Below are 19,834 nucleotides of genomic sequence, written 5' to 3'. Positions count from 1 at the left end.
GGCGAAAGCGCCCCGTGACGATCCTGTGGATGCTGTCGCTCGGCCAGCTCCTCTCCTGGGGCCTCGTCTACTATACCTTCCCGCTGTTCGTGGGGCCGATGGGCCAGGAACTCGGCTGGTCGCGCAGCGGCATGTTCGGCGCGCTCTCGGCCGGCCTCATGGTGGCAGGCCTCTGCTCGATCCCGGTCGGCGCCTGGATCGATCGCGGGCATGGCCGCAAGCTGATGACCGGAGGCTCGCTGCTGGCGGCGGCGCTGCTGCTGTGGTGGCCGCGCATCGATTCGCTGCCGCTGTTCTATGCGCTGTGGCTGGGCCTGGGCGCTTGCCAGGCCGTCCTGCTCTACGAGCCGGCCTTCGCCATCATCACGCGGGTGTACGGCCCGCGCTTCCGGCAGGCGATCCTGCTGATGACCTTCGTCGGCGGCCTGGCCAGCACCTTCGGCATTCCCTTCACGCAGTTCCTGATCGAGCGCGTCGGCTGGCGGGCGAGCTTGGAGGTGCTGGCGGCCATCAACGTCGCGGTGGCCTTGACCCACTGGCTGTTCATTCCCGGCCCGCGGGAAAAGCCGGTGCCCATTGCCGAGATCACGCCGCCGGCCGACGGCGCGCGGAAGAAGAGTCCGCTCGCGGCGGCGGTACGGGTACCGGCTTTCTGGGGACTGGTCGTGGCTTTCGCGGGCTACGGGCTCGCCTTCTCGGCAATGAGCTTCCACCTGATCCCGCTGCTCGACGATCGCGGTGTGCCGACCGGGGTGGTGATGGCCATCATCGCCCTGATCGGTCCCATGCAGGTGGTGGGCCGCGTCCTGCTTATGGTCGGCCAGCAGCACATCACCACCATCCAGCTCGGCGCCGGCATCTACTTCGCCTTTCCCATCTCGATGGCGATGCTGGCGCTCGGCATCAGCGACATCTATGGCCTGATCCTGTTCGCCATCATCTACGGCGTCGCCAATGGGCTGATCACCATCCTGCGCGGCATGGCCGTCCCGGAATTCATCGGCCCGGAAGGCTATGGCGTGGTCTCCGGCGCGCTCACCATGCCGACCAACATGATGCGGGCCGCCGGCCCCATCGTAGCCTCGCTCGCCTGGGGCGCCTTCGGCGGCTACACGCCGGTGCTGTGGGGGCTTGCAGGCATCATGCTGATCGCGGCGTCGGGCTTCGCTGCGGCGGCGATGCTGTCGAAGCGTGCGACTCGATAAGATAGCTGGGGCGACCAGGGCTTCCTGCGTAAGTGAGGTGGTTCCTACCGCAAGCTCGCGGAGCCCGGATTGACATCGGGCAAATCCTGCCTAGCTTGTCGGAGGCTGGCGACGAGACGTTACCGGCGAAGGCGCGGCATCAAGGAGGATGGATCATGCGCACGCGTGCGGCGGTAGCCGATGTGGAGTCGTTGAACGAGGAGATGCCCGGCCAGCCGCGCCAAAGCGCGAGTCTCCCGTGGCGCCGTGACATCGACGTCCAGTTCGAGCGGCGGCGCGCAGTTGAACGCTCTCGTGACGGTGCCGATGAATCCGTGACGCAAAGCGGGCCTCGGCAATCCGTTGCGTCACCGCCAAGTCCTTGAACTCAAAGGATTGTGACGCTGGTGACGCAAATGACGCAGAATCTGGATTGTAAATTCTTCACCGATGCAACTGAAGTAGAAAATCGGCTTGCAAAATCCTCGAGCACGCGTTCGCCTCCGTCATTGGTCGTGGAGCGGACACTTCTCATGCACCACCGCCGTCAGCGACCGTGAAGGTGGATGATCTCACCCTCGATGGCGTCGTTCGTCAGCGTCAGCCTGGCGAAGCTCGCGGGCGCATCCTTGCCCGGCAACGTGACGCTGCCCGGATTGACGTGCAGGCGTCCGGCGGTGCGGTCGATCGAGGGCGTGTGAGTTGATGCCCAGAGCAGGGCATCCAGCGGGGCTTCGAACAAGCGCATCAAGGTTTCGGAGGAGGCGCAGACCAGAGGGTCAACCCGGAGGGCGGCGCCGGCTTCAACGCGGTCAAACACGCAGGCAATGCGGAGGCCCGCCACCGCCAGCACGCGCCGCGGCGGCGCCGTGCGGGGATCGTCTTCATCGTCGCGGCCCTTCACTCCGATGATCGGGGCGATCCTGGCCAGGGCATCGAGGCCTGCTCGTGCACCCATGTCGCCCAGGGTTACGAACAGATCGGCGCCATCGAAGGCATCGAGAGCCGCCTGCGGCCAGACGATGCCCGGCGCCGGATGGATATGGCAATCGGCGAGCACGACGATGGTGCGTGCCTGAACAAGGTCGACCATGGGCCGACCCTAGACGGGCGGCGGGATCACCGACTTCTCCGATCTTGCGATTCTGCGCCACGCGCCCGGCGGGACGCCGAACGATCGCCGGAACCGGGTCGAGAAGCTGCCCAGGCTCTCGAAACCGGTCGTCAGGCAGATCTCGGTGATCGGCGCGTCCGTGGCGGCGAGGCGCCGGGCGGCGCGCCCGAGACGCAGCGCCGTGACGTAGGCGCCCGGGCCGGCGTGGAAGGCGGTCGTGAACAGGCGATCGAAGTGGTGCGGCGAGAGGCAGGCGATGTCGGCAAGCACGAGGCGACGGTGCGCCTCGGCATGAATGAAATCGCGAGCGCGATTCAGGCGTCGCGTGATCTCGGTCCGCGTCGAGGCGCGGCGGCTGCGGCCGCCATGCTCGGTGCGCCAGCCCGCCGTGGCGCGCGCAATGCAGTGGCGGGAGGGTTGATCCGCGGCGCCGTCGGGCTACTCCGCCGCGAGCTTGGCCTTGGTCGGCTTGAGATGCTGGACCTTGGGCAGCACCTCCTTGGCGAGCAGCTCCAGCGAGTGGTGCCACGCCTTGGGGTTGTCGGCATAGTCGAAGCCGAACACCAGGAGCTGGCCGAAGCCGCCGACGTCGTCGTAGATCTTTGCGATCTTCTCGGCGACCGTCCTGGGCGAGCCGATGATCCAGTTGTGGCGCGCGCAGTAGTCCGGCGTCACGTCGGAGTCGGCGACGCCCGGATCGTGCTTCAGGTAGTCGAGAAAGCCGAACTGGCCGAGCAGGGGCAGGAAGTACTCGCGCATCATGCGGCCCATGTAGGAGCCGGCCGAGAGCCGCATCGCCTCCTCGTCGGTGTCGGCCACGAACACCTCGCGCACCATGCGCCATTCGCCGCGATCTGGCGTGCGGCCAGCCCTGGCAGCGCCGATCTCGACCGCTTCCCAGTGGCTGCCGACATAGGCCGGGTTGAGATTGAGGCTCATCGGCAGGAAGCCCCTCTCGCCGGCGAGCTTCAGGGTGTCGGAACCCTTGCTGAGCCCGGCCACGCCGATCGGCGGATGCGGGGCCTGCAGAGGCTTGAGATGGGGGCGCAACACGCCGAACATCTCGCCCGGCCGGTTGACGTGCCAGAACTTGCCCTTGTACTCGAACGGCTCGGTGGCGCTCCACAGCTTCAGGATGATGTCGAGCGATTCGCGCGTCATGTCGCGATTGACGCCTGACATGCCGTCGACGTTGAACATCGCCCAGTCGCTCGGCAGGCCAGACGCCGCGATGCCGAAGTTCAGCCGGCCGCCCGACATGTGGTCGAGCATGGCGACCCGGTTGGCGAGCTCGGCGGGATGGTGATAGGGCAGCAGGAAACCGCCCGGACCGAGCCGGATGTTCTTGGTCTGCATCAGCGCCTGTGCCACCAGGAGGTCGGGCGAGGGGTGCGGCTCCCAGGGAGCCGTGTGATGCTCGCCGATCCACGCTTCGGCATAGCCCAGCTCGTCGAGCCAGCGCAGCACCTGCAGGTCCCAGTCGTGCCCGTCCTTGAGGGGACGTTCCGGCGGATGCGACGGCATGGCGAAATATCCGAGCTGCATCGTTTCCTCCTGAGTTATCGGCCGAAGTCGACTACCATTGGGCCGGCAGCGCAAGAGGGCCGGCATGCATGTCTGCTGGAACGCGAGACGCTGCCATCGCGTGAAGGAACTCGAGCCATGGCAAGATCACGGCGGGTGGTGTTCGTGTGTTGCGACGGCCTCGGCCGCGACTGGGTGCGCGCGGAGACGACGCCCGTCCTGCACGACCTTGCGCGCACCAGCCTGTGGTGCGCCGAGCACAGCGCGGTGTTTCCATCCGTCACGCGCGTGTCGGCGGCATCTGTGACCACCGGCTGCCATCCCGCGCGCCACGGCCTGCATGGCAACCGGATGGGCTTGCTCGAGGAGGGCCGCGTCGTCGTGCGCGACGTCGGCAGTCCGGATTTTCGCCAGCACATGCGCCGCGCAACCGGCGGTACGCTGCTGGTTCCGGCACTGGCCGAGCGGGTTGCCGGGGCCGGCGGTTGCATCGCGTTCTCGAACGTCTCGCCGGGCGCGGCCTATTTTCTCGATCCCGAGCATTTCGGCCACGTCTATCACCGGGCAGGGTCGTACGCGCCGGGCGGCCGCCGCCTGGAGGGTGGCGATGCGCTCGAGGTCAGCCACGATGCGGCGGGCGACTGGGCCATGACGCAGCGCTTCTGTGCGGAGGTGCTGCGCGAGCGCCGGCCGGCCGTGGCGTTGCTCTGGCTGTGCGACCCCGACCACACCCTGCATGGCGTGCCGCTCGGTTCGCCCGCCCATGCCGACGCCTTGCGCGGTGCCGAGCGCTGCGTTGCCGAGGTCGTGCGGACGGTCGGCCGGCTGCGCGGCGAGGGCGAAGAGATCCTTCTGCTGGTCGGATCCGATCATGGCCAGGAGACCATCGGCGAGGGCGTCACGATCGAGGACTGGCTGGCGGTGAACGGTCTCGGCGAGCTGCTGGCGAATGGCGACGTGGCGGTGGCCGGACAGGGAACGGCGGCGCTGCTTTACGCGACGGATCGTGGACGCGGCGCGCTGCTGGGTGTTCTCGACGACATGCGAAGCATGCCCTGGGCGAGCGACGTGCTGGCCGGCGAGGGTCTTGCCGCGCGGCGCTTTGCAGCGCGCGACGGCGTCGTCGCTGCGGTGAACATGGCCCGCCGAAGCGACGCAAATCCCTACGGCGTGCCGGGCCATCGCTGGGTGGCCACGGAAGCGGGCAAGCCGGCGCCGGTCGGCAGTGGCCAGCATGGCGGCTGGGGGCCGGACGAGACGCGGCCGTTCCTCATGGCCAACGATGGCGGGCGTTCGGTGGGATCGGCATCGCGAGCCACCAGCCTGGTCGATATCGCCCCCACCATCGTCGCGTTTCTCGGTCTGCCGATCGACGGCTTCGACGGATCGCCTCTGCCCCTTCGCTGACTGGAATCGGCATGAACGACGTCCTGATCCTGATCGACCAGCAGAAGGCGATGGAGGATCCCGGATGGGGGCCTCGCAACAATCCCGATGCGGAAAGCAACATCGCGCGCCTGCTGGCGGCGTGGCGCGATCGCGGCTGGCCGATCGTCCATGTGAAACACGATTCGACACGTGCCGACTCGCCGTTCCGTCCCGGCCAGCCGGGCAACGACTTCAGGCCGCTGACCGCGCCGCGGCCGGGCGAGGACATCGTTGCCAAGAAAGTGCACAGCGCCTTCATCGGCACCGATCTTGTGGCCCGGCTGGAAAGCCTGGGAAAACCGGCACTCGTCATCTGCGGCGTGCTGCTGGCCAATTCGGTCGAGGCCACGGTGCGCGTGGCGGCGAACCTGGGCTTCGCCGTTCGGCTGCCGGGCGATGCCTGCTGGTCGTGCGACAAGCGCGATCTCACCGGCCGACTATGGCCGGCCGAAGACGTGCACCAGCTCACCCTGGCGTTGCTGGACGGCGAATACGCCGAGGTCACGAACGTCGATGAAATCCTTCGTGGAGTCGTTGGATAGCGAGGCGGTCATGGAAATCAGGCCTTTGAGCACGCATACCGGCGCTGAAGTGTTGGGCGTCGATCTCGCGCGACCGGTTGCCGATGCCGATCGCGAGACCATGTATCGCGCCTTCGTCGAGCGGAGCGTTCTGGTCGTGCGCGACCAGGCGTTGAGGCCGCAGCAGCTGGCCCGGGCGATCGAGCTGTTCGGCACGATCCTCGCTCAGCACAATTCGCGCTTCGCCATTCCCGACTGCCCGCAGATCCACTACGTGTCCAACCAGGACCGCTATCCCGACGGGCGCCGCTACATCCCCGGCGAGGGCTGGCACACCGACCATTCCAATGCCGCCCGTCCGCCCAAGGCGACGGCGCTGCACGCCGTGCAGCTGCCGGACGAGGGTGGCGACACGCAGTACGCCAACATGGCCGCCGCCTACGAGGCCCTGCCGACGGCGATGAAGGAGCGCATCGCGCCGCTGATCGGCATTCACGTCTATCAGAGCAGCCACAGCGCGCGGAAGCTGATGGGACTGAGCGATACCGACAAGGAGCGCGTGCCCAACGCCGCGCTGCATCCGCTGGTGCGCACCCATCCGGAGAACGGCGCAAGGTCGATCTACATCAACCCGATCCGCATCGAGGGTGTCCTTGGCCTGGACCACGAGGAGGCGCTCCCGCTGCTCGACGACCTGCTCGAGCACGCCACGGCCGAGCGCTTCCAGTATCGTCATGCCTGGAAGTCGGGCGATCTCGTGATGTGGGACAATCGCTGCCTGCTGCACAAGGCCAACGGCGACTACGACATGGCGCAGACGCGCTACCTTTACCGCGTCATGCTGCAGGGCGACGTGCCGCGGTAGCCGTGAGGTCGCTCGCCATTCCGTCGGTCATTCCATGCGGAAGCGTTCGAAGGGCGGCGCATTCGAGGGGGCTTCATTTCGACGCTCTGCTCAGGTCTCACCCCATGGTCTCGCCGGGCAGGAAGAGCACGTTGATCGGGGGCCCGGCGGCCGAAAGCGCATCGTCGCTCACAAGGCGCCCCGGGCCGGTCGCGGTGACCTCGTGCGGCCGATAGCCGTGGCGGCGCAACAGCTCGACATACTCCGCCACCGACACCTGGGAGACCTGGCGCAGGACCTCGGCATTGATCTCGCTCAGGATGACGGGTCGACAGCGGTCGATCGTCGCGAGCGCACCCTGCAGCATGAGGTGCTCGGCGCCTTCGATGTCGAGCTTCATCAGATCACAGCGGCCGATCGCCATGTCGTCGAGGCGCCGGACGTCGACGTCGAAGCGCTGGTGTCCCACGGACGTCCGCTCCAGAAGCCTGTCCGTTGTCAGCAACCAGGTGCCGCCTGGGTTGCGGCCGCCGATGAGGGCGCCCACCTTCATCCGGCCCGTCGCCGCACCCGCCGCAACCTGGTGGACCACGATGTTGGAAAGTCCGTTCTCTCTGGCGGACATGGCGAGCCTGCTTGCCGAGTCGGGGCGCGGCTCGATGGCGATCACGCCGCCCTTCGGACCGACGCGCTGCGCGGCCAGCAGCGCATACCAGCCGATGTTCGCCCCGACATCGACGAACCCCATGCCGGGACGCAGGTAGCTCTCGACGAACGCGGTCTCGAGCGGCTCGAAGGCATTGTCCATGCAGGGCCGCGATACGCCGTAGTCCTCGAGATCGACCCACAGGCGCAGTCCGGGCCGCGGTTCGGCCAGCGCCCAGCGCGATACCGGATCGCCGGTCGTCCGGTCGCCACGAGCGTCGTGGGGGGCGGGAGGGCCGCTCATGGTGGAGGGAACGGCCGCGCGGATTGCCGCCAGTGGGCCTGCGGCAGCGCGCCCGGGCCCACTGGCTGCGCGGTCGCGTTCGCTAGCCGAGCTGGATCCAGGTCGTCTTGACCTGGGTGAACTTGTCGAAGGCGTGCAGCGACTTGTCCCGGCCGATGCCGGACTGCTTGTAGCCGCCGAACGGCGTGGTGATGTCGCCGCCGTCGTAGGTGTTGACCCACACCGAGCCGGCGCGCAGACCCTTGGCGAAACTGAAGGCCTTGTTGATGTCGGCGGTGAAGATCGCCGAGGCGAGGCCGTAAATCGTGTCGTTGGCGACGGTCAGCGCCTGGTCGGCATCCTTGACCGGGATGACCGAGAGCACTGGACCGAAGATCTCCTCCTGGGCGATCTTCATCTTGTTGTCGACCTGGTCGAACACCGTCGGCTCGATGAAGCAGCCGGCGTTGTCGACATGGACGCGGCTGCCGCCCATCTTGAGCTTGGCGCCTTCCTTCTGGCCGGCCTCGATGTAGCCCATGACGCGCTTGGTCTGGACCTCGTCGACCATGGCGCCCATCTGTGTCTTGGGGTCGAGCGGGTCGCCCGGCATCATCTTCTGGCCGATCGCCATGACCTTCTCGAGGAACTGGTCCTTGATCCTGTCCTCGACGATCAGGCGGCTGCCGGCGGTGCAGACCTCGCCCTGGTTGAACCAGATGCCGAAGGCGGTGCGCTGGGCCGCGACATCGAGGTTGGGCGCGTCGCCCAGCACGATGTTGGGCGACTTGCCGCCGCACTCCAGCCAGATCTGCTTCATGTTGGATTCGCCTGAGTACCTCAGGAAGAACTTGCCGACCTCGGTCGACCCGGTGAACGCCAGCACGTCGACGTCCATGTGGCGGCCGAGCGCCTGGCCGGCGGTCTCGCCGAAGCCCGGCAGCACGTTGAACACGCCCTCGGGGACGCCCGCCTCGGCGGCCAGTTCGGCCAGCCGGATGGCGCTGAGCGGCGACTGCTCGGCCGGCTTCAGGATCACCGAGTTGCCGGCGGCGAGCGCCGGCGAGATCTTCCAGCACGCCATCAGCAGCGGGAAGTTCCACGGCACCACGCAGGCGACCACGCCCGCCGCCTCGCGGGTGATCATGGCCACGACGTTGCCAGGTGTCGGCGCGACCTCGTCGTAGATCTTGTCGATCGCCTCGCCGAACCACTGCACGGTGTTGGCCGAGCCGGGTATGTCGACGCGGGTCGAGTAGGCGATGGGCTTGCCCATGTCGAGCGTCTCGAGCAGCGCGAGCTCGTCCCGATTCTTCATCATGAGCTCGGCGAGCTTCAGCATGATGCGCTTGCGGTTGGCCGGCGGCATGTTGGCCCACGTGCCCTTCTCGAAGGCGGCGCGCGCGGCCTTCACGGCGGCATCGACGTCGGCCTGCTCGCAGGCCGCGACCTTGGTCAGCACCTGGCCGGTCGCCGGGTTGACGCAGTCGAAGGTCTTGCCGGTGAGCGAAGGCGTGAACTTGCCGCCGATGAAGGCCTGGTTGCGGTAGCTGAGACCGCCGATTCGGCTTTTCCAATCATCGCGCGAAAGCTGGGCGCTCATGTCTTGTTCTCCGGGTTGGTGGATGCGGCGGACACTAGCCCGGAAGGCGCGCGGTAGTCATGTCTTCCGCCCCCCAGCTTTGCTGGGGAGGAAAAACAAAAAAGCCGCCCATGCGGGCGGCTTCGGCGCAGCGGCGCGGGGTGCCGGGCTACTTGATCTTCGATTCCTTGAAGACGACGTGCTTGCGCACGACTGGATCGTACTTCTTGAGCTCGAGCTTCTCGGTCTTGGTGCGCGGGTTCTTCTTGGTGACGTAGAAGAAGCCGGTGTCGGCGCTCGAGATCATCTTGATCAGGATGGTGTTGGGCTTGGCCATGGTTTCAGTCCTTCAGGCCCCGAGGGGCGAATTCGCGGAAGGCCGCAAAGTAGTCGCCGACGGCCTCGTGTCAAGCGCGCCGGACCGAGCCCTGGTCAGCGCACCTGGGCCTGCTGGGTCGCGGCCTGCACGGCGTGAGCATAAAGGGCGCGGTCGCGCAGCAGGCGGACGGCGATTTCGACGTCGCGGTCCGGGCTGCTGTCGCCGGGCGGGCAGACCTTGCGCAGGTTGGTGACCTCCTGCGGCGTCGGGTTGCGCAGAGCATGCCAGCGCATCAGCGTCCCCTGGCCGGAATCGACCGAGGCCGGGCCGAGCTGGCCGATGTCGGTGATCTTGGCCGTGCAGATGTTGGGCAGCACGCCCAGCTCGTTCCAGGTGTAGCCCGAAGGGGCTTGAAGGCGCGACCAAGTCAGGATCAGCTCGCCTTCGTTGGGCAGGCGCACCACGGTCTGCACCGTGCCCTTGCCGTAGCTGGTCGTGCCGACCACGACGGCGCGTCCGCGGTCCTGCAGGGCGGCCGCCACGATCTCCGCGGCCGACGCCGAGCCGCCGTTCATCAGCACGACGATCGGCATGTCGGCGGTCTTGCCGCCGTTCGAGCTCTTGTAGGTGCGGCGGCTTTCCGGATGACGCCCCTGGGTCGAGAAGATCGTGCCCTCGCCGATGAACAGCTCGGAAACCGACTGCGCCTGGTCGAGCAGGCCGCCCCGGTTCGACCGCATGTCGATGATGAGCCCGAGCATGTCGCGCCCGATCTCGGCGCGTGCCTTGTCGATGGTGGCCCGCAGGTTGTCCGTGGTCGCGCTGTTGAAGCCGGTCAGGTGGATCCAGGCGATGTCGCCGCGCCGTTCGTAGGTGACGGTCGTCGGGATGATGCGGCTGCGCTTCATCGACAGGACGAGCTCGCCGCCCTGCGAGGCACGCAGCACGGTCATGGCGACCGGCGCGCCCACGGCACCGCGCAGCCGGGCGACGACGTCGCTCAGCGGGCGGTCGATCATCGATTCGCCTTCGATCGCCACGATCTGGTCGCCCGGCAGCACGCCTCCCCTGGCGGCGGGCGAGCCGGCCTGGACGGCGCGGATCAGGATGCGCTTGTCCTCGGCACGCTCGATGGTGATGCCGATGCCGCCGCCGCCGTCGCGCTGGAAGCGATTGTCGCGCGCCTCCTCCGGGTCGGCGTAGCGGCTGTTGCGGTCGAGCTGCTTGGTGGTCGCCGCCATGGCCTCGCGAATGAGGGTCTGGCGATCGGATTGCTGCAAGGCCTGCGAGGTGTCGAGCGAGCCGATCATCAGCTCGGCCAGCATGGTGCCCCAAGCCCGGCCGTCGGTCAGATCGCTCGGCACCGGGCGGGTCAGGACCTCGCGGCCGTCGCGGCGGACCGTAAAGGTGGTCGGCGAGCTTTCCAGCGACAGCGACGGGTCGCCGCTCGCGAATCCCCGGTAGGTCTCGGCCGAGATGTTCCGGAAATTGGGCTCGAACAGGTGGCGATCGCCGATCGCCCGATAGGCCTGCAGGACGACGCGCTCGATGTTGACGTCGGCTGGCGCCGAAGCGCTAGCGCCGGACGATAGGGGCGCGTCCGTGGCCGTCGCACAGGAGGCGACCAGGGAGGCGGCGTAAAGGGCGCTGACCGCACCAGGCAGCGCCCGTCGCAGAAAAGGGAAAAGATGCACTTCCATACCCACAGCTGGGCGACAATAGCACAGGGTCGCGCTGGCCGGCCATGCCTTAAGACGGATCGAAGCTCCCGGCCGAGGGCTTCGACCCTTGAATTCCGTGCACCCACAGGAGGGCGATGACACTGCCTTTGATGTGGGGCAGCAAAAAGAGCGCCAGCACAACCGACAGGGGCAGCCACAGAAGGGCATGGAACCACAGCGGCGGCTGCTGGCCGTAGCGCTCGAGCAGCAGCACCATCGGCACGATGATGTGACCGACGACCAGGATGGTGAAATAGGCCGGCGCGTCGTCGGCCCGGTAGGGGTGCAGGACCAGGGCACAGCGCGTGCACTGGTTGCTCATCTTCAGGAAGCCGTAGAACAACGCGCCGCCCCCGCAGCGGGGGCATCTGCCGCGCCAGCCGCGCAGCAGGGCCGTCCAGAACTCGACCCGGGCATTTCCTCCATTCATGGACGCACAATGCGCGCGGCGCTCAGTTTCGTCGTCGCGACCGTTTGTCCTGACGCTGCCCGCGTTGCGCGACCGGACGCCGCGGCCTGCCTTGTTTCTGCCGGAACGCCCGGCCGCCTCCCGGCAGGGCGCTGCGCTCGACCCGTTCGATGACGTCCGCGATCTCGAACAGCAGTCCGCCGGTCGCGACGTCGGCGTCGACGAGCTTGAGCTGCAACCGGTCGCCCAGCCCATAGGTCTCGCCGGTGCGTTCGCCGACCAGGAGCTGGCGCCCCTCGTCGTGGCGGAAGAACTCCTGGCCGAGCGAGCGGATCGGGATCAGCCCGTCGGCGCCGGTGGCGTCGAGCGAGGCGAACATTCCGAAGCGCGTGACGCTGGTCACGCGGCCCGGGAAGGTGGCCCCGACATGGGCCGCCATATAGGCGGCGACGTAGCGGTCCATGGCCGCGCGCTCGCCGGCGACCGCCCGGCGCTCGCACATCGACAGATGCTCGCCGAACTCGGCGAAGCGGCCCTTGTCGGCGTCGGGCAGGCCGCCTTCGCCGAGCCCGTAGGCGGCGATCAGGGCGCGGTGGACGACCAGATCCGGGTAGCGCCGGATCGGCGAGGTGAAATGGGCGTAGCGCGCGAGCGCGAGACCGAAATGGCCGAGATTGTCGGGGCTGTAGACCGCCTGGCTCTGGCTGCGCAGCATGGTCTCGTTGACCAGGCGGGCGACCGGCTTGTCCTCGACCGCCTTCAGCACCCGGTCGAGATCGGCCGGCCGCAGCCGCGGGCCGGGCGCCAGGGCGAGGCCCAGGGTCCCCAGGAACTCGCGCAGCGCCTCGAGCTTGGCCGCGTCGGGCTGGTCGTGGACGCGATAGAGGCAGGAAACGTGGCGCTGCTCCAGTGCCTGAGCGGCGGCGACGTTGGCCAGCACCATGAACTCCTCGATCAACCGGTGGCTGTCGAGGCGCACCCGGACGCCGATCTCGGCGATGCGGCCGTCGGGCGCCAGCGTGACCTGGCGCTCGGGCAGGTCGAGGTCGAGGGCGCCCCGCCGTTGGCGCGCCTTGAGCAGGATCCGGAAGGCGCCGTAGAGCGGCCGGATCGTGCGCTCCATCAGGGGCGCAATCTCGCTGTCCGGGGTGCCGTCGATGGCGCGCTGGACCCGCGTGTAGGTGAGCCGCGCGGCCGAGCGCATCATGGCGCGATGGAAGCGATGGCGCTTGAGATGGCCTTCGGCGTCGATCCACATCTCGACGGCCAGCACCGGCCGGTCCTCGCCGGGCACCAGGGAGCACCAGTGGTTTGACAGCGCCTCGGGCAGCATCGGCACGACCCGGTCGGGGAAGTAGACCGACGTGCCGCGGCGATAGGCGGCGTGATCGAGCGGCTTGTCCGGGCGCACGTACCAGGCGACATCGGCGATTGCGACCACCAGCCGCCAGCCGCCGGGATGGTCGGGGTCGGCCTCGGCGAACACCGCGTCGTCGAAGTCGCGAGCGTCCTCGCCGTCGATGGTGACCAGCGGCGTGCCGCGCAGGTCGAGCCGGTGCCCGAGCGGGGCGGCGCGGGCCCTCTCGGCCTCGGCAAGGGCGGCCGGCGGAAAGTCGACAGGAATGTCGTTGGCGGCGATAGCGATCAGGCTGACGGTGCGCGGATCGCTCATCGCGCCGATCCGCTCGACGACGCGGGCGCGTCGTGCCAGCGAGCCGCCGGTCGCCTCGATCCAGACGATGTCGCCCGGCTGGGCGCCGTTCCTGTCGGCCGGGCGGACGTCGAAGCTGCCGCGCAGCTTGCGATCCGTTGGGGTGACCAGGCCGAGGCCGTTGCGCCCGGCGGGCTCCTCGTACAGGCCGAGGATCTTGCGCGGGCCGCTGCCCAGGCGGCGGATGACACGGGCTTCGTAGCTCGTCTTGCCGCGCCGCTTGAGGTTGGCCAGCACGCGATCGCCGACCGCCGGCGCCGGACCGCCGCGCGCCGCCGTCGTCGCGACCTCGATGTGCGGTGGCGGGCCGTCCTTCGCCTCGTCGTGGCGCTGCGGCACGGCGATCAGATGGCCGTCGTCGTCGACCCGGACGATCTCCAGGACCGCGACGTCGGCGAGCGCGGCGGGATCGCGAAACGTCTTGGCGCGATCGGCGGCGATGTCGCCCGAATCGCGCAGGTCGCGCAGCAGCTCCTTGAGGGCGATGCGCTGGTCGCCCTTGAGGCCCCAGGCGCGGGCGATCTCGCGCTTGCCGACGGGCGTGGCGCTCTCGCGGATGAAAGCCAGCAGTTCGTCGCGGGTCGGGACGGTGCCCTTAGCCATCTGTTCCGGTGCGGGGAGGCGCGTCACCCTTCGCCTTGGGTGCGGCCTTGCGCTTGGGCGCGGCCTTCTTCCTGGCCTTGGCAGGCTTGGGCTTGGGTGCCGCCTCGTTGGTATTGGCTGCCGCCGCGCCGTTGGCCTGCTTCCTCCGCCCGCGCGCCGGCCGCCCGCCGCCCTTGGCAGCGCGTTCGGCCAGCAGGGCAACCGCCTGGTCGAGGGTCAGGCTGGACGGATCGATGCTGTTGGGAACGGTGGCATTGATGCCGCCATGCTTGACGTAGGGGCCATAGCGGCCGTCGTAGAGCTCGACCGGGGTGTCGTCCGCCGGGTGGTTGCCGACGGCGCGGACCGGCTTGACGGCCGCGCGGCCGCGGGCGGCGCTCTTGGCCTCGGCGAGCAGCGCCACGGCGCGGTTCATGCCGATATCCAGCACGCTCTCGTCGGCCGGGATGGTCTTGTACTTGGTGCCGTGCTTGACGTAGGGGCCGAAGCGGCCAACGCCGGCCAGGATCGCCTGCCCGTCGTCGGGATGCGCGCCCAGCTCGCGCGGCAGGGCAAGCAACGCAAGCGCCCGCTCGAGCGTCACGTCGTCCGGAGTCATGCCCTTGAGCAGCGATTGCCGGCGCGGCTTCTCCTTTCCCTCGGGCTCGCCCAGCTGGACGTAGAGCCCATAGGGGCCGTTGCGCAAGGTGACCGGCTTGCCGCTCACCGGATCAATGCCGAGGATCTTCGGCCCCTCGAGGTTGGCGCCGCTCGCCGCATCGGCCTCGGCGTCGACGATGCCCAGCTTGCGGGTGAAGCGGCACTCCGGATAGTTCGAGCAGCCGATGAAGGCGCCGAACTTGCCGAGCTTCAGGCCGAGCCGGCCATTGGCGCAGGACGGGCAGTCGCGCGGGCTCTTGCCCTCGCCATTGTCGTTGGCCGGGAAGAAGTGCGGGCCGAGTTCCTCGTCGAGCCTGTCGAGCACTTCCTTGACGCGCAGCTCCTTGGTCTCGCCGACGGCGGCGGAGAACGCCGTCCAGAACTCGCGCAGGACCTGGCGCCAGTCGATCTTGCCGTCCGAGATCTCGTCGAGCTCTTCCTCGAGATGGGCGGTGAAGTTGTATTCGACGTAGCGCGGGAAATAGGTCTGCAGGAAGGAGGTGACGATGCGGCCGCGATCCTCCGGCACGAAGCGCTTGCGGTCGATCCGGACGTAGCTCCGCTTCTGCAGCACCTCGATGATGCTGGCATAGGTCGACGGCCGGCCGATGCCGAGTTCCTCCAGCTTCTTCACCAGGCTTGCCTCGGAGTAGCGCGGCGGCGGCTCGGTGAAATGCTGCTCGGTGAGGATGTCGCGGCGGTCGAGCGCCTCGTCGGGCACGACATCGGGCAGGATGGCGCTGGCCTCGTCGTCCTCGCTCTTGTCGTCGCGGCCCTCGTCGTACAGGGTCAGGAAGCCGTTGAACTTGATGACCGAGCCGGTGGCGCGCAGCTGCACGGTCTTGTCACCGCTGGCGATATCGACCGTCACCTGGTCGAGCACCGCGCTTTCCATCTGGCTGGCGACGGTGCGCTTCCAGATCAGCTCGTAGAGCCCGAGCTGATCACGGTCGAGGTAGGGCGCCACATCCTGCGGAGTGCGGAACAGGTCGGTCGGGCGGATCGCCTCGTGCGCCTCCTGGGCGTTCTTGGCCTTGGAGGAATAGACACGCGGCTTCTCCGGCAGGTAGGCCGCGCCGTACTTGCTTTCGATCAGCCGGCGGGTCTGGCCGATCGCCTCGGGTGCCAGCTGCACGCCGTCGGTGCGCATGTAGGTGATCAGGCCGACCGTCTCGCCGCCGATATCGACGCCTTCGTACAGCCGCTGGGCGATGCGCATGGCGGCGGCGGCGCCCAGCCCGAGCTTGCGCGAGGCTTCCTGCTGCAGGGTCGAGGTGATGAAGGGCGGTGGCGGGTTGCGCCGGACCTGGCGGCGGTCGACCGACAGCACCGAGAAGGCGCGGCGCTCGATCTCCCGGCGGGCCTGCTCGGCGCGCTCCTGGGAGTCGAGATCGAAGCGGTCGAGCTTGTGGCCGTCGAGATGGGTCAAGCGGGCCTTCAGCGTCTGCTGTTTGGCGGTGCCGAACAGCACGTCGACGGTCCAGTATTCACGGGTCTTGAAGACCTCGATCTCGGCTTCGCGCTCGCAAATCAGGCGCAGCGCCACGGATTGCACGCGGCCGGCCGAGCGGCTGCCCGGAAGCTTGCGCCACAGCACGGGCGACAGGGTGAAGCCGACCAGGTAGTCGAGTGCGCGGCGCGCCATGTAGGCATCGATCAGCGGCTGGTCGAGCTCACGGGGGTGCTCGACCGCCGACAGCACCGACTGCTTGGTGATGGCATTGAAAGTGACGCGCTTGACGTCGACGCCCTCCAGCGCCTTCTTGCGCTTCAGGACGTCGCGGACATGCCACGAGATGGCCTCGCCCTCGCGGTCGGGGTCGGTGGCGAGGTAGAGACGGCTGCCGCTTTTCACCGCCTTGGCAATGGCGTCGAGCCGCTTCTGGGACTGGGCATCGACTTCCCAGTCCATGGCGAAATCCTCGTCCGGCCGCACCGAGCCGTCCTTGGCAGGCAGGTCGCGCACATGGCCGTACGAGGCCAACACGGTGTAGCCGGGGCCCAGGTACTTCCCAATGGTCTTTGCCTTGGCCGGGGACTCGACGACCAGCACATCCATCGTCGAAACATGCTCCAGTATGACGATCAGGACCGGAGCTAAATCACTGAATTAAATCAGAGATACGCGGTTACCCCGGTGCCGTTCCAGGCGGCCCTCCAGCTCCAGGGCCAGGAGGACCTCCGCCAGGACGGCGGCGGACACTTGGCACCGGCGCACCAGTTCGTCAACCGCAGTGGGTACCGACCCGAGGGCGGCCAGAACCTTGGCAGCGACCGAACCGGCCGGTTTTCGGCTTGGTTTGCCAAGGGGTTGGGCGGGGCAATGTGACCCTCCGAGCACACTCAGAATATCCTTGATGTCGCGCAGCAAGATGGCCCCGTCTCTTATAAGGGTATTGGAACCCTCGTAGCGCGGGTCGGCCGGCGAGCCAGGGGCGACGAAGACCTCCCGGCCTTGTTCAGCGGCTCGATGAGCGGTGATCAACGAACCGGATCGCGCCGCTGCCTCGATCACCACCACGCCGGCCGACAGGCCGCTCACGATGCGATTGCGTCGCGGGAAACAGCGCGCGACCGGCGGCGTCCCCCAAGGGGTCTCGCTGAGCAGCAGGCCGTTGCGAGCGATCTCAGCGTACAGGCGGGAGTTCTGCAGGGGGTAGATCTGGTCGACCCCACCGGCCAGCACCGCCACCGTGCCGCTGGTCAGGGCGGCACGGTGCGCCGCGGTGTCGATGCCGCGCGCCAGGCCGGAGGCGATCGCGAACCCCGCACCGCCCAGCGCGGCGGACAGGTCGCCGGCCAGGCGGCAGCCGGCCAGCGAGGCATCCCGCGCGCCGACCACGGCCACGGTCGGCCGGCCGAGCAGGGCGAGATTGCCGACCGCGGACAGGAGCGGCGGTGCATCCGGCAGAGCCGCCAGGGCGGGCGGATAGGCGGGGTCGCCCAGCACGACGAACTGCCCGCCGGCCCTGGCGAGGCTCGCTTCCTCTCGCGCGATTTGTGAATCGGGGACGACAGGCAGGTCGGCCGCCGCCCGCTGCGCCGAACCGAAGTGCTGGAGGGCTTCGTGGAAGGTCACGGGGCCGATGCGCGGGCTGCGCGCCAGCCGGATGCGCATCCGGCGTTCCGCCACGTCGTGCTGGGGCGAAAGTTGGCCATGGAACATATCGAGAACCTAGCCGCGATGTTTCCTCCTGTAAATCAACCAGCAGTAGAAATCAGCGCAGTTTGGGATTGAGAGCATCGCGCAGCCAATCGCCCAGCAGGTTCACGGCCAGAGACAAGATGACCAGGGCCAGTGCCGGGAAGATCGCGATCCACCATTCGCCGGAGAACAGGAAAGCGTTGCCGATGCGGATCAGGGTGCCGAGCGAGGGCTGGGTGGCCGGCATGCCGACGCCGAGGTAGGACAGCGACGCCTCGGCGATGATGGCGAGGGCGAGCTCGATGGTGGCGATCACCAGCACCGGCCCCCAGGCGTTGGGCAGCACGTGGGCCAGCGCGATGCGCGCCCCCGGCACGCCGATGATGCGCGCGGCGTTGACGTAATCCTTGTTCCTCTCGGCCAGCGTCGTGGCTCGCGTCACGCGCGCGAATTGTGGCCAGTAGGCGAAGCCAATCGACACCACCAGCACCCAGATGGCGATCTCGTCGTGCACGGCCTTGGGCAGCACGACACGGGCGACGCCGTCGAGCGTGAGCGCGATCAGGATGGCCGGCACGGTGAGCTGGATGTCGGCCAGGCGCATCACCACGGCCTCGGCCCAGCCGCCGCGGAATCCGGCCATCAGGCCGAGCAGCACGCCGGTCGTGACCGACAGCACGATGGCCGCGAGCCCGATCATCAGCGACACCCGGCTGCCGTAGAGAATGGCCGACAGCACGTCACGCCCCTGATTGTCGGTGCCCAGCAAATGCCTGGCGCTGCCGGCCTCGGACCAGGCCGGCGGCGTGAAGGCGTCCATCAGGTTGAGCGCCTTGACGTCGAACGGGTCATAGGGCGCCACCCACGGCGCCAGGATGGCGCCGGCGAAAAAGACCGCAGTTACGATGGCGGCGATGACCGTGATGGGCGAGCTGCGGAAGCTCCACCAGATGTCCGAGTCGCGCAACCGGGCGAAGGCGGAGCTGTCGCTCATGCCGCGCGTGGCCGGCAGAAGAGGGCACCGACGGCGCCGGCCGCGGCCAGCGCCGCGCCGAGGAACGCGAACCCTTCGAAGCCCACCCATCCGATCATGGCCGCCCCCAACGCGGCAGCGCCCATCCAGCCGACGCTCGCCGACGCACCGTTGAGCCCCAGCACGGTCCCGCGCACGTCGTCGGGAACGGCAGCCAGGGCCGCCATGTAGGATGGCCGACCCAGCGCATTCAGCAACACATAGATGAAGCCCAGGGCGACCGATGTCCCGGCGCTGGGATGCCACAGGAAGAGGGCGACGCAGGCGCCACCCGAGAGCGCCATGGCGAGCGCAAAGGTCGCAAGGCGGTCGCGCACGCGGTCGGCGAGCTGGCCGCCCAGGATGGTGCCGGCGACATTGCCGATGGCGAAGATCGCCAGCGGCAGGGCGACCTCGGCCAGGCCGAGCTGGTAGGTCGCCTGCAGGAAGGTCGCGAAGTAGACGGCCGCCAGCCCGTAGCAGATGCGCTCGGCGATGCCGGTTGCGAGCAGGCCCAGAACCTGGCGCGACAGCGCGGCATGAAAGGGCCGCCGGACCATGGCGCGGGTGTGGCCGCCCGAGCCGCGCCCCACGGTGGCGAGCAGGCCGAGGCTGGCTGCCAACCCAATGCCTCCCATGCACCAGAACCAGCCGCGCCAGCCGACCAGGGACCCGACGGCGGCCGCCATCGGGATGCCGACCAGCAGGGTGAGCGATTGGCCGCTCATCACCCAGCCGAGGGCGCGGCCGCGCTGACTGTCGGGCACGCGGGCAGAAACCTCGGCGAAGACCGTGCCGGTGAAGGCGCCGGCACAGGCGCCGCCGACCGCCGACCAGACTGCGACCCATAAGAACGAGCCGGCGAACGCCTGCGCGAACAGCGAGAGACCGAGCGAGAAAAGGGCGGCGACCAGCACGATCCGCCGCCCGATGCGGTCCGACAGCCAGCCCGCCACTGCCGAGGTCAGTCCCCAGGTCACCGACGTCAGCGACACGAGATTGGCGACCAGGGGCATGGACACATCGAGATCGTGCGCCATGTCGAGCAGGAAGGGCGCGCGCGTGGTGCCGCTCGATGATGCGGCGAACGAACCGAAGCAGGCGGCAGCGATCAGCGCCCACGGGAGCGCGGCGGCGGTTCTGGGCATCG

General features: G+C 68.5%; 17 protein-coding genes. 4 read left to right on the top strand and 13 right to left on the bottom strand.

Annotated features, from left to right (window positions below; all coding sequences use genetic code 11):
• Positions 1–14 precede the first annotated feature (14 nt).
• Positions 15–1,205 (top strand): MFS transporter, encoded by a 1,191-nt coding sequence (locus AB7O82_RS12365; protein ID WP_428539887.1) that lies wholly within the window; start codon positions 15–17, stop codon positions 1,203–1,205.
• Positions 1,206–1,731: 526 nt separating this feature from the next.
• On the opposite strand, the gene AB7O82_RS12360 is transcribed toward AB7O82_RS12365, so the two are convergent.
• From AB7O82_RS12360 to AB7O82_RS12350, 3 genes are all read right to left on the bottom strand, one after another.
• Entirely contained in the window at positions 1,732–2,277 is a 546-nt protein-coding gene (locus AB7O82_RS12360; protein WP_428539884.1) for a metallophosphoesterase family protein, read from the bottom strand.
• 9 nt (positions 2,278–2,286) lie between these two features.
• Positions 2,287–2,568, bottom strand: coding sequence for a helix-turn-helix transcriptional regulator (locus tag AB7O82_RS12355; protein ID WP_428539881.1), 282 nt, complete (start codon positions 2,566–2,568; stop codon positions 2,287–2,289).
• 168 nt (positions 2,569–2,736) lie between these two features.
• Positions 2,737–3,843, bottom strand: a complete 1,107-nt coding sequence (locus AB7O82_RS12350; protein WP_428539878.1) for an LLM class flavin-dependent oxidoreductase — start codon at positions 3,841–3,843, stop codon at positions 2,737–2,739.
• Positions 3,844–3,960: 117 nt separating this feature from the next.
• Here AB7O82_RS12350 and AB7O82_RS12345 point away from each other — a divergent pair, with 117 nt between their 5' ends.
• The 3 genes from AB7O82_RS12345 to AB7O82_RS12335 are packed head-to-tail and all read left to right on the top strand — an operon-like array spanning position 3,961 to position 6,636.
• Positions 3,961–5,229 carry an alkaline phosphatase family protein gene (locus AB7O82_RS12345; RefSeq protein WP_428539875.1) on the top strand — a complete coding sequence of 423 codons (1,269 nt, stop codon included), beginning with the start codon at positions 3,961–3,963 and terminating at the stop codon, positions 5,227–5,229.
• 11 nt (positions 5,230–5,240) lie between these two features.
• Positions 5,241–5,792, top strand: a complete 552-nt coding sequence (locus AB7O82_RS12340; protein WP_428539872.1) for a cysteine hydrolase family protein — start codon at positions 5,241–5,243, stop codon at positions 5,790–5,792.
• A gap of 10 nt (positions 5,793–5,802) precedes the next feature.
• Positions 5,803–6,636, top strand: coding sequence for a TauD/TfdA dioxygenase family protein (locus AB7O82_RS12335; RefSeq protein WP_428539869.1), 834 nt, complete (start codon positions 5,803–5,805; stop codon positions 6,634–6,636).
• A gap of 97 nt (positions 6,637–6,733) precedes the next feature.
• Here AB7O82_RS12335 and AB7O82_RS12330 read toward each other — a convergent pair whose 3' ends face one another.
• From AB7O82_RS12330 to AB7O82_RS12285, 10 genes are all read right to left on the bottom strand, one after another.
• Entirely contained in the window at positions 6,734–7,564 is an 831-nt protein-coding gene (locus AB7O82_RS12330; RefSeq protein ID WP_428539866.1) for an FkbM family methyltransferase, read from the bottom strand.
• An 82-nt stretch (positions 7,565–7,646) separates the two neighbouring features.
• Entirely contained in the window at positions 7,647–9,146 is a 1,500-nt protein-coding gene (locus AB7O82_RS12325) for an aldehyde dehydrogenase (RefSeq protein ID WP_428539863.1), read from the bottom strand.
• Between the two features lie 148 nt (positions 9,147–9,294).
• Positions 9,295–9,462 (bottom strand): 50S ribosomal protein L33, encoded by a 168-nt coding sequence (gene rpmG, locus AB7O82_RS12320; RefSeq protein WP_395711807.1) that lies wholly within the window; start codon positions 9,460–9,462, stop codon positions 9,295–9,297.
• Between the two features lie 95 nt (positions 9,463–9,557).
• A complete protein-coding gene (locus tag AB7O82_RS12315; protein ID WP_428539859.1) occupies positions 9,558–11,138 on the bottom strand; it encodes a S41 family peptidase in 1,581 nt (526 codons plus the stop codon).
• A 55-nt stretch (positions 11,139–11,193) separates the two neighbouring features.
• Positions 11,194–11,595 carry a DUF983 domain-containing protein gene (locus tag AB7O82_RS12310; RefSeq protein WP_428539856.1) on the bottom strand — a complete coding sequence of 134 codons (402 nt, stop codon included), beginning with the start codon at positions 11,593–11,595 and terminating at the stop codon, positions 11,194–11,196.
• A gap of 22 nt (positions 11,596–11,617) precedes the next feature.
• Positions 11,618–13,888, bottom strand: a complete 2,271-nt coding sequence (gene rnr, locus AB7O82_RS12305; protein WP_428539853.1) for a ribonuclease R — start codon at positions 13,886–13,888, stop codon at positions 11,618–11,620.
• Positions 13,881–16,586 carry a type I DNA topoisomerase gene (gene topA / locus AB7O82_RS12300; RefSeq protein WP_428539850.1) on the bottom strand — a complete coding sequence of 902 codons (2,706 nt, stop codon included), beginning with the start codon at positions 16,584–16,586 and terminating at the stop codon, positions 13,881–13,883. The genes rnr and topA overlap by 8 nt, the downstream gene beginning before the upstream one ends.
• 51 nt (positions 16,587–16,637) lie before the next feature.
• A complete protein-coding gene (gene dprA / locus AB7O82_RS12295) occupies positions 16,638–17,645 on the bottom strand; it encodes a DNA-processing protein DprA (RefSeq protein ID WP_428539847.1) in 1,008 nt (335 codons plus the stop codon).
• Positions 17,646–17,745: 100 nt separating this feature from the next.
• Positions 17,746–18,666: an ABC transporter permease gene (locus tag AB7O82_RS12290; RefSeq protein WP_428539844.1), complete on the bottom strand. Its 921-nt coding sequence runs from the start codon at positions 18,664–18,666 to the stop codon at positions 17,746–17,748.
• Positions 18,663–19,832, bottom strand: coding sequence for an MFS transporter (locus tag AB7O82_RS12285; RefSeq protein ID WP_428539841.1), 1,170 nt, complete (start codon positions 19,830–19,832; stop codon positions 18,663–18,665). The genes AB7O82_RS12290 and AB7O82_RS12285 overlap by 4 nt, the downstream gene beginning before the upstream one ends.
• Positions 19,833–19,834: the final 2 nt, after the last annotated feature.

Source organism: Reyranella sp., from assembly GCF_050185545.1.
GTDB lineage: Bacteria > Pseudomonadota > Alphaproteobacteria > Reyranellales > Reyranellaceae > Reyranella.
This window is presented reverse-complemented; position numbering and strand designations above follow the sequence as displayed.

Coding starts and splice junctions, on each gene's coding strand:
- AB7O82_RS12310 (WP_428539856.1), bottom strand. CDS start 11,595: ATGAATGGAGGAAATGCCCGGGTCGAGTTCTGGACGGCCCTGCTGCGC.
- AB7O82_RS12345 (WP_428539875.1), top strand. CDS start 3,961: ATGGCAAGATCACGGCGGGTGGTGTTCGTGTGTTGCGACGGCCTCGGC.
- AB7O82_RS12330 (WP_428539866.1), bottom strand. CDS start 7,564: ATGAGCGGCCCTCCCGCCCCCCACGACGCTCGTGGCGACCGGACGACC.
- AB7O82_RS12360 (WP_428539884.1), bottom strand. CDS start 2,277: ATGGTCGACCTTGTTCAGGCACGCACCATCGTCGTGCTCGCCGATTGC.
- AB7O82_RS12335 (WP_428539869.1), top strand. CDS start 5,803: ATGGAAATCAGGCCTTTGAGCACGCATACCGGCGCTGAAGTGTTGGGC.
- AB7O82_RS12350 (WP_428539878.1), bottom strand. CDS start 3,843: ATGCAGCTCGGATATTTCGCCATGCCGTCGCATCCGCCGGAACGTCCC.
- topA (WP_428539850.1), bottom strand. CDS start 16,586: ATGGATGTGCTGGTCGTCGAGTCCCCGGCCAAGGCAAAGACCATTGGG.
- AB7O82_RS12290 (WP_428539844.1), bottom strand. CDS start 18,666: ATGAGCGACAGCTCCGCCTTCGCCCGGTTGCGCGACTCGGACATCTGG.
- rpmG (WP_395711807.1), bottom strand. CDS start 9,462: ATGGCCAAGCCCAACACCATCCTGATCAAGATGATCTCGAGCGCCGAC.
- rnr (WP_428539853.1), bottom strand. CDS start 13,888: ATGGCTAAGGGCACCGTCCCGACCCGCGACGAACTGCTGGCTTTCATC.
- AB7O82_RS12340 (WP_428539872.1), top strand. CDS start 5,241: ATGAACGACGTCCTGATCCTGATCGACCAGCAGAAGGCGATGGAGGAT.
- dprA (WP_428539847.1), bottom strand. CDS start 17,645: ATGCGCATCCGGCTGGCGCGCAGCCCGCGCATCGGCCCCGTGACCTTC.
- AB7O82_RS12325 (WP_428539863.1), bottom strand. CDS start 9,146: ATGAGCGCCCAGCTTTCGCGCGATGATTGGAAAAGCCGAATCGGCGGT.
- AB7O82_RS12285 (WP_428539841.1), bottom strand. CDS start 19,832: ATGCCCAGAACCGCCGCCGCGCTCCCGTGGGCGCTGATCGCTGCCGCC.